A 7,125-nucleotide genomic window follows, 5' to 3' on the forward strand; every position below is an offset into this window, starting at 1 on the left:
TAATCTACTCATCAAGCTGGGTTTCAAAAACAGGGATGTCTTTGACAAAAGCCAAATAAGGAGTGCCTTCCGTGTAACCAGTACCCGAGCCCTCACCCAACATTTTCATCGCAAGACCATAATGGGTTTGCTTCCAACGTTTCAGCGTCGTAGCAAAACTTTTCATGGCTTGTTTTATCTCACCAAAGTCGTTGCTATTGAAACGACCACTCTGTTGCGCTTGACTCAATGCAAGGTCTAAGTTATTTGGCCGCGCCAACAGTTTTTCTTGAACTTCAGGGACAGAGCCGTAAGCAATAGAGTTCAACCGATCCTCATCCGGTTGTCTGCATAGTGATTCAATACGCTTATAGTTTCTTGATTGGATCGCGCTTGCGCCTTCAGTATATGCACGAAACACCTTAAAGGATTCTGCACGCATAGAAGACAGTAAATGGAAAAAACCGATGGCTTCTTTAATTTTTTTCTCGCAACTTTCGACCAGAATACTTGTCTGGCTAGGCGAATCAGTGCAAGCTTCAATTGTCGCCCTCAAACCAACTGCAATCCAAGAGAAAGTGTATTCGAACGTTTGTAAGACCCGAATGAACATATATTCGTCGTGAATGAGATAGACGGGTAAATTAGTTGTCATCAGCATTTGTTCATCGTTGTGTGTTTTCCTTTGCTCTACTGCGGCAATAAAATGTTTTGCTGATTCGATAACATATTCCGATGAAATATAGGACAACTTAGCCCGTTGTACGTATGGAGTCACCGCTTTTAGAGCCATAGCACAACGTTTTTCAACTAAAGTACGTTCTGGCAACTGATGTCTAAAATTTTCCTCTGTTTCTAACCCGCCAAGTTCAAATTTGAGTAGATCCGCCGTAAGCAGTAACGTCATACGGTCAATGTGGGATTGCGCTTCTGCGTATGCTTTAATCTCTGTCTGGTCATCAGGCATGTTTAACAGTTCAAGCGCCAGATAAGAGCGGTAGTCATAAGTACCGTCGTATTTATCCAACAAGACATTCAAAAAACGTGTGACTTGCTCGATTTCCTCACTGTTTAATTTTGCGCACTCTTTTCTAGTAATATTCAACAGCTCGAGAAAATATTCAGGAACGAAATGTTTACCTGTCTTATGATACATGCGAACAACATCCTGATATGGGAAGGTTGTTTTATTTTCCTTGGCAAACCGCAATATGGTATGAATGCTAAGATTAATAGTGATTTTTTCTGAATCACTGTAATCACAAAGCAAACTAGTAAATTTTGGATGCTCAAGTTCTAATATATCCAGCACAGTAAAACTTTCCTTTTATTATAATTTATTGAAATAATTAACTTATATTCACCATATTTGGGTTTTGAAGTACGCGCAAATCAATCTACATGTTTGAACAACTTCATCTGCCGTATTAAAGTGATGAAACGCAAGTCTGAGCATCTCACCTCGCGGGCTTGTAATTATCTTGTGCTGCTTTAAGTACGTGTCCAATGCAGGAACATTTGGAACAAGCAAAGCAATATGCGCCGAAAATAATGTTCCGGGGACCTTTATGATTGTCACGTCGCCTTTTTCCAAAATGTCGATAGCAAGTTCAACTAATGTCTGAATATGCAGCCGACCTTGCTCAAAATCTAAAGTCAAAAGCGCAGTTAAGGCACTGCTTGCCGCATAAAGCGCGGGCACAGCAGGAGTTCCGGTTTCAAATCGTTTGGCGCAATCGGGGAAATCCACCAACGATGGGTTAAAAGCAAATGGCTCTTTACGTCCTTGCCATCCAGTCAGCCCCAGTGCAACGGTGTTACGAATGCCATCTTTTACATAAAGGAATGCAATACCTGGCAAACCTAACATGTACTTCATGCTGCCGCAGATCAGGTAATCACAATTCAATTCACTGACATTAATTTTTTCAGCGCCTAGCCCTTGGTATGCATCGACTAATATTGGAACTTGTGATTGATTAGCAAGTTCTGTTATTAATTCGACCGGGTATCGTCTACCTGTACGGAAACTGGCTAACGGTACTGAAACTAAACATGTATTGCTGCCCAACATTGCGCGGGTAATGGTGACAAAACTTTCGTCTGAAACCTGACTTTCTATGCAACGCGTGACGAGTCCACGACTCGCCTGTTGCAACCAAACATGGGACAGAGACGGAAATTCATCTTCCGTACAAAGAATTTGTTCTCCGGAATTGGCTACTAGCGTTGAAATAACCTGATAAGAAGCTATCGTTGCGTTTGGCAAAATCGCTATTTGTGATGCATCTGCGCCTATAAACTCAGCAAACAAACGCCTAGCCTGTTCGGTTTGCTGCTCGAAATACACCCACGCCAGCTCATTTTTTGCCATATCACCTAGCATCGTTTCCATCGCTGCATCAAGGAACTGAGAACGAGGAGAAATACTACAACTGGCAAGATGGACAAGGCCATGCAACCCGCTAAAATAATTGTCCCTAAATGCTTGAGGTGAATACATAGCGACTAGTAACTGTTGGTATTAGTCATTTCGGTACGCAATTCCCACAGTTCTGGAAAGAATTGCTTATTCATCAGCACCGTCAGTTTTTCAACCGGAGTTCCCTTGGTGCCTATCGTGTTAAGTCCGATAGTACGTACTGCAATTTTATAATGTCTGCTGCGCCATAAACTGACCATTTCATCCCAGCTCACCATTTCTTCCATTAGGAAATAAAGCGGCGACTTATCTTCCTCGGTATAAACGCCCATTAGGTCGATACTCATAGACTTAACAATACGAATAAAAGTTTGATGGAGTTCCCGCCCAACTGATTGCAACCGCCTCCAGCCTGGAGATTCGAAGCCTGAGCCGTTGCCTAATGCAGGTCTTACTTTCTGAAAGTCATACGGAGTCATGTATTTGAACATTTCGAGTTGCTTAGTAATTAACTCAATAGGATAGCTGGACCGCTTAATTAACTCGGTTGCAGCAACAAAGTCTTTCTTGGATAGCTTTTTTATTGCTTCAGCTAACTCATTATTGCTCAGTTTCAGCCAAAGCTCAGTAGATTGATGAACCACCTGAAATAATAATTCATCGCGGTGGAGCATCTCTTCTGGCGTTACTTGCAAATTAAGCAGCGCAGGAATGCGCATATACTTTTCATAATCGCTATCCCCTTCACCAGACAGTACACTTGTTGAATAATCCCTATTTCCTATCACGTTCTTTCTCCTTATCAAAAACGGATCAAAGCCAGCCTTTTATTTGCAAAATATCAGCCGTCAATGTAGTGAATTAATAATTCGAACGGGCGTCAATGTATATAAAATAGCAATAAATCGCAACATAAAAAAAACAAAAACAACAAAAAACACACAATTAAATAACTTAATACGTATTTCGGTGATTGTGATTGCCTGTTTCCGCTTTTTCTCTCTCTTCCTATTTTTACGCCGCTGTTTTTCAAGTTAGTTGTCGCTAAAATCGCATTTATTTTTCTATATTTTCAGAAAATCAATTAAACGCTGACTTTTGCAGTGGCTTTCTTCACGCTGGCCTGATGTTTTGCACTCGGGATGGCGATGATAGAAAAACGGGGATTAGTGTTTTTGCTGGGAGGGGCTGTCATGGCGTGCCTGTGCGGGCACGGTGGTGTATACCGACAATCGACACCCACCGGTTGTGCAAGCATTGAATTGATACGGTTTGCGACCATATATCCGGCGTCATTGTGGGCTAAATCACCTGCCCCATGATGTCATACGAACCCTGTTTTCTTATCACTACATAGGTATGTCGCTATCTTGGTCAAGAACAGGTTAATACAGGGACGGTAGCCATTTTCTCATCAGTGTTTGCAAACTCAATAAAACGTCTCTTTGAATCTCATTAATTCACGGCTTTCTTCATAATAGAATCAACATCATCCTTTAAAATATGCTAGGGGCTGTTGACGTTTTGAGTTCATCATTTATTCAGCCCACATTGCAGCCAGACAATAATAAATGCCAGTGCCAACATGCTGGCGTAATTCCATTCAAGTTTGTCGTAGCTTGTTGCTATCGCACGAAAATGTTTGATTCTGACAAAGGCATTTTCCACCAAATGTCGGTAACGATATAAACATTTGTCAATTTTTTGACCTGATTTTCGGCTATTTTTGCGATAAGGGATCACCGGAACCGACTTTTGTTCTTCGATAACACTTCTCAAACGCTGACTGTCATATCCCTTATCAGCAATTACAAAATCGGATAAAGGTGACTGAGATACAAGACTTTCCGCATGAACAATATCATTGACCTGACCACCAGACAGTTCGAAATGTACAGGTAAACCGTAACTGTCTACAGCCAAATGGATTTTGGTTGAACGCCCTTCACGACTTTGACCCACTGCTTCATCCGCTTCAGAAGTCGCTCCGGCACTATGCTGATAGGCTCGAACAATACTCCGTCAATGAACAACCACTCTGAATCAGAATATCTAGATAGCCAATTGAACATTAAATACAAAACACCCTTTTTTGACCAAGCGTTAAAACGTTGAAAGACGCTATTCCATTTTCCGAATTCGGAAAGCAGGTCGCGCCACGGAATGCCTGTTCTCATACGATAAAGAATGCCTTCAAGCGCCTGACGATGTTTTGTTTTGTGGTAAATAAATCCAGTATGGCGCATGAATGCAGAGGTCGCGGTAGGAATAGCCGTTACCGGCTACCCCCCGCACAGATCCGGACGTGCGCTACTAACGCATCCGGCTCCTACCTCGGGTGTTTGGCGTAAAAGCGCTGCAAAGGATAAGGATGCACAATTCGGGGGGGCGGTATCCATTTATTCACCTGCTGACTGTAACGGGCCCACGTCATTTTGTGCCGCTGGCTTCGCCGTCTCAGTGACTTCAGCCACATCCGCTTCACTTCTTCCACAAATTGACACAATGCTCTACTGTTGAAGGGGACGCCATAGTAATTGATGTGCCCTTCTACCACTCGTTTCAGCCACCGGCCCGTTTCTTCCGGGCGGTTGTGCAGCCGTTGCCGCAGCCCCTGTTTTATTCGCTTCAGTTGTGTTTGACGCCGTTTTCGTTGGGTTTTGCGCATCACCACATCCTTGCCCGTATGTAATCGTCCTATATAATGCGTAAATCCCAGAAAATCGAACGTCCCCGGCTTGCCCCTCTCCGGTCGCTCCTCATATTGCTTTAACGCAGAGCGGCCAAACCGTACCAGCCGGGTTTTCGCTGGGTGTACCTTCAGCCCAAACTGTATCAAACGTCGTTGTAGCAGGGATTGGCACGCCCGAGCATCCTGATGTTTCTGGAAGCCCAGAACCGCATCATCGGCGTATCGGATCATCACTACCTCTCCTTGCGCCTGCTTTCTCCATGCGTTGAGCCAGAGATCAAAGCTGTAGTGCAAATAGATATTCGCCAGCAGTGGCGATATGACAGCACCTTGCGGCGTGCCACAATGCGACTTCTGTCGGTGACCGTGTTCATCAACTATCCCCACCGTAACCCACTGCCTGATTAATCGCACCATCCGACCGTCCCTTATCCTGTGCTGAATAAACCGGATGAGCCAGTCATGTTCCACGGTATCGAAGAACCGACTGATGTCCAGATCCAGCACCCAATTGACTTTCCTCTCCATAACGGCCACATTCAGCGCGTCCAAAGCATCGTGCTGCCCTCTGCCCGGTCTGAACCCATACGAGAAGCCGAGAAAATCGGTCTCGTAGATTTGATTTAAGACCGTGACAGCCGCTTGCTGCACGATTTTGTCCTCCAGACACAGGATACTCAATGGCCTTTCTGTCCCGTCTTCTTTCAGGATCATCACCCGCCTTGCCGGCTGGGACCTGTATTGCCCCCGATGAAGTTTGCCGTGGAGCGCATGGAGGTTATTTTGCAGATTTTCTGCATAGTTTTCCCATGTGATACCATCGCGGCCCGGGGCAGACTGACGTTTAAGTTGCTGAAAACTCTGATATAAAAGTTCTTCACTGATGTGATGGAAAAGGTGAGTAAACTGTTGTTTCCTATTCCTCTTTGCTGCTTTTCGCACAGCCAGCAGGCGTAACGTCGTATTTCCCCGGCTCTGTGTCCGGATACGGGCGCACTGTTGGCTGTTCCCCTTGGTCGGGAGCCTTCCCTCCATCAATTCCGCCACATTGTTCTCTGTTTTGTTCACTGATTTCTCCGGTACTATACTCCCGTCCGACTTCCTGAACTCCCTAAGGCTTCTGCTTTGACACTTAGACCTTATCGTCCCAACTGCTCACGATGGGAAACCGTTCAGGATCTCCCAGGTTCCGCGCGACGAACTTCCTCACATGCACAGGGTCTCCGACCCCGGGAGGTATAGTCAGGTTTCGCCAATACAACCTGACCATTATAGGTTTCCGCCTCGCTTAACTGCGTCACCACCTCCGATTTACCGATTTCGTGGCTCAATACCTGGCCTGTGAGTGCCTTCGCTAACACTTCACAACAGGAGTTACCCACAGTCGCGCATAGCTAAAGGACCGGGCGAGTGGCTAGCTCTTACCCGGAAGGGACTTTCACCCTCTGTTCTATCGCCAGCTTGCCTGGCGTACTAAACGTCCGGTCATCTCACCTTGTTCTTCCTCTCCGGCCCATGCACGCTACTGCTTCCTTATCTTCACCTGGAGACTGACACCATGAGCCGTAGCGTAATGTTCCGGTGAACTCACCTTGCGTGGTCAGATAACAACAAAATGGGATGTTAACGGAAGGGATTCTCAGGCCAGGGCAGCAGCTCATTCAACCGATTGTTCGGCCAGACAGGCAGCCGGCTGAGGACATCACGTAACCAGACCCAGGGCTCATGTCCGTTGGCTTTGGCCGTTTCCAGCAGGCTCATTATCATGGCCGCCCGTTGCCCCGCGGCCAGTGAACCCGCAAAAAGCCAGTTCTTTCGCCCGAGCGCCACACCCCGGACCGCATTCTCCGCCCGGTTGTTGTCTATCGGCACCCGCCCGTCATCCAGATAACACACCAGCGCCGGCCAGCGCTTCAGCGTGTAATCTATCGCTTTGCGTAACCCGGAGTTGGGTACCGTTTGGGCCTGAGTCGTCTGCAACCAGGACCGGAACTCATTCAGCCACGGCCGGGCATAACGCTGCCGCCACTGA

The 7,125-nt window shown here is 46.1% G+C and carries 8 protein-coding genes and 1 pseudogene; 2 read left to right on the plus strand and 7 right to left on the minus strand.

Annotated elements, in window-relative coordinates; genetic code table 11:
* Positions 1-4: 4 nt before the first annotated feature.
* Genes EAE91_RS17440 through EAE91_RS17450 form a run of 3 tightly spaced genes read right to left on the minus strand, consistent with a single transcriptional unit; the run spans position 5 to position 3,189 of the window.
* A complete protein-coding gene (locus tag EAE91_RS17440) occupies positions 5-1,291 on the minus strand; it encodes a tryptophan 2,3-dioxygenase (RefSeq protein WP_214089582.1) in 1,287 nt (428 codons plus the stop codon).
* 48 nt (positions 1,292-1,339) lie between these two features.
* Complete coding sequence (locus tag EAE91_RS17445) at positions 1,340-2,482, minus strand: aminotransferase class V-fold PLP-dependent enzyme (RefSeq protein WP_214089583.1); 1,143 nt, start codon at positions 2,480-2,482, stop codon at positions 1,340-1,342.
* Positions 2,483-2,487: 5 nt separating this feature from the next.
* Positions 2,488-3,189 carry a tryptophan 2,3-dioxygenase family protein gene (locus EAE91_RS17450; protein WP_214089584.1) on the minus strand — a complete coding sequence of 234 codons (702 nt, stop codon included), beginning with the start codon at positions 3,187-3,189 and terminating at the stop codon, positions 2,488-2,490.
* 360 nt (positions 3,190-3,549) lie between these two features.
* Here EAE91_RS17450 and EAE91_RS17455 point away from each other — a divergent pair, with 360 nt between their 5' ends.
* The gene (locus EAE91_RS17455) at positions 3,550-3,723 is read left to right on the plus strand and encodes a hypothetical protein (protein WP_214089585.1); all 174 of its coding nucleotides are present in this window, start codon (positions 3,550-3,552) and stop codon (positions 3,721-3,723) included.
* A gap of 215 nt (positions 3,724-3,938) precedes the next feature.
* Here the strand turns inward: EAE91_RS17455 and EAE91_RS17460 are convergent.
* From EAE91_RS17460 to EAE91_RS17470, 3 genes and pseudogenes are all read right to left on the minus strand, one after another.
* Positions 3,939-4,647: pseudogene (locus EAE91_RS17460) on the minus strand (IS5 family transposase).
* Positions 4,648-4,730: 83 nt separating this feature from the next.
* Positions 4,731-6,161 carry a group II intron reverse transcriptase/maturase gene (ltrA, locus tag EAE91_RS17465; RefSeq protein ID WP_214089587.1) on the minus strand — a complete coding sequence of 477 codons (1,431 nt, stop codon included), beginning with the start codon at positions 6,159-6,161 and terminating at the stop codon, positions 4,731-4,733.
* 104 nt (positions 6,162-6,265) lie between these two features.
* Entirely contained in the window at positions 6,266-6,475 is a 210-nt protein-coding gene (locus tag EAE91_RS17470; protein WP_214089588.1) for a hypothetical protein, read from the minus strand.
* A 28-nt stretch (positions 6,476-6,503) separates the two neighbouring features.
* On the opposite strand from EAE91_RS17470, the gene EAE91_RS17475 reads away from it, so the two are divergent.
* Positions 6,504-6,647, plus strand: coding sequence for a hypothetical protein (locus tag EAE91_RS17475; RefSeq protein WP_214089589.1), 144 nt, complete (start codon positions 6,504-6,506; stop codon positions 6,645-6,647).
* Positions 6,648-6,716: 69 nt separating this feature from the next.
* Here EAE91_RS17475 and EAE91_RS17480 read toward each other — a convergent pair.
* The coding region (locus tag EAE91_RS17480) for an IS66 family transposase (protein WP_214089590.1) at positions 6,717-7,125 on the minus strand (409 nt) is incomplete at its 5' end.

The organism is Photorhabdus noenieputensis (assembly GCF_018448935.1).
GTDB classification, from domain to species: domain Bacteria; phylum Pseudomonadota; class Gammaproteobacteria; order Enterobacterales; family Enterobacteriaceae; genus Photorhabdus; species Photorhabdus noenieputensis.

Excerpts from the sequence above, each read along its gene's own strand:
- EAE91_RS17445 (WP_214089583.1), bottom strand. The coding sequence starts at position 2,482 with ATGTATTCACCTCAAGCATTTAGGGACAATTATTTTAGCGGGTTGCAT.
- EAE91_RS17455 (WP_214089585.1), top strand. The coding sequence starts at position 3,550 with ATGATAGAAAAACGGGGATTAGTGTTTTTGCTGGGAGGGGCTGTCATG.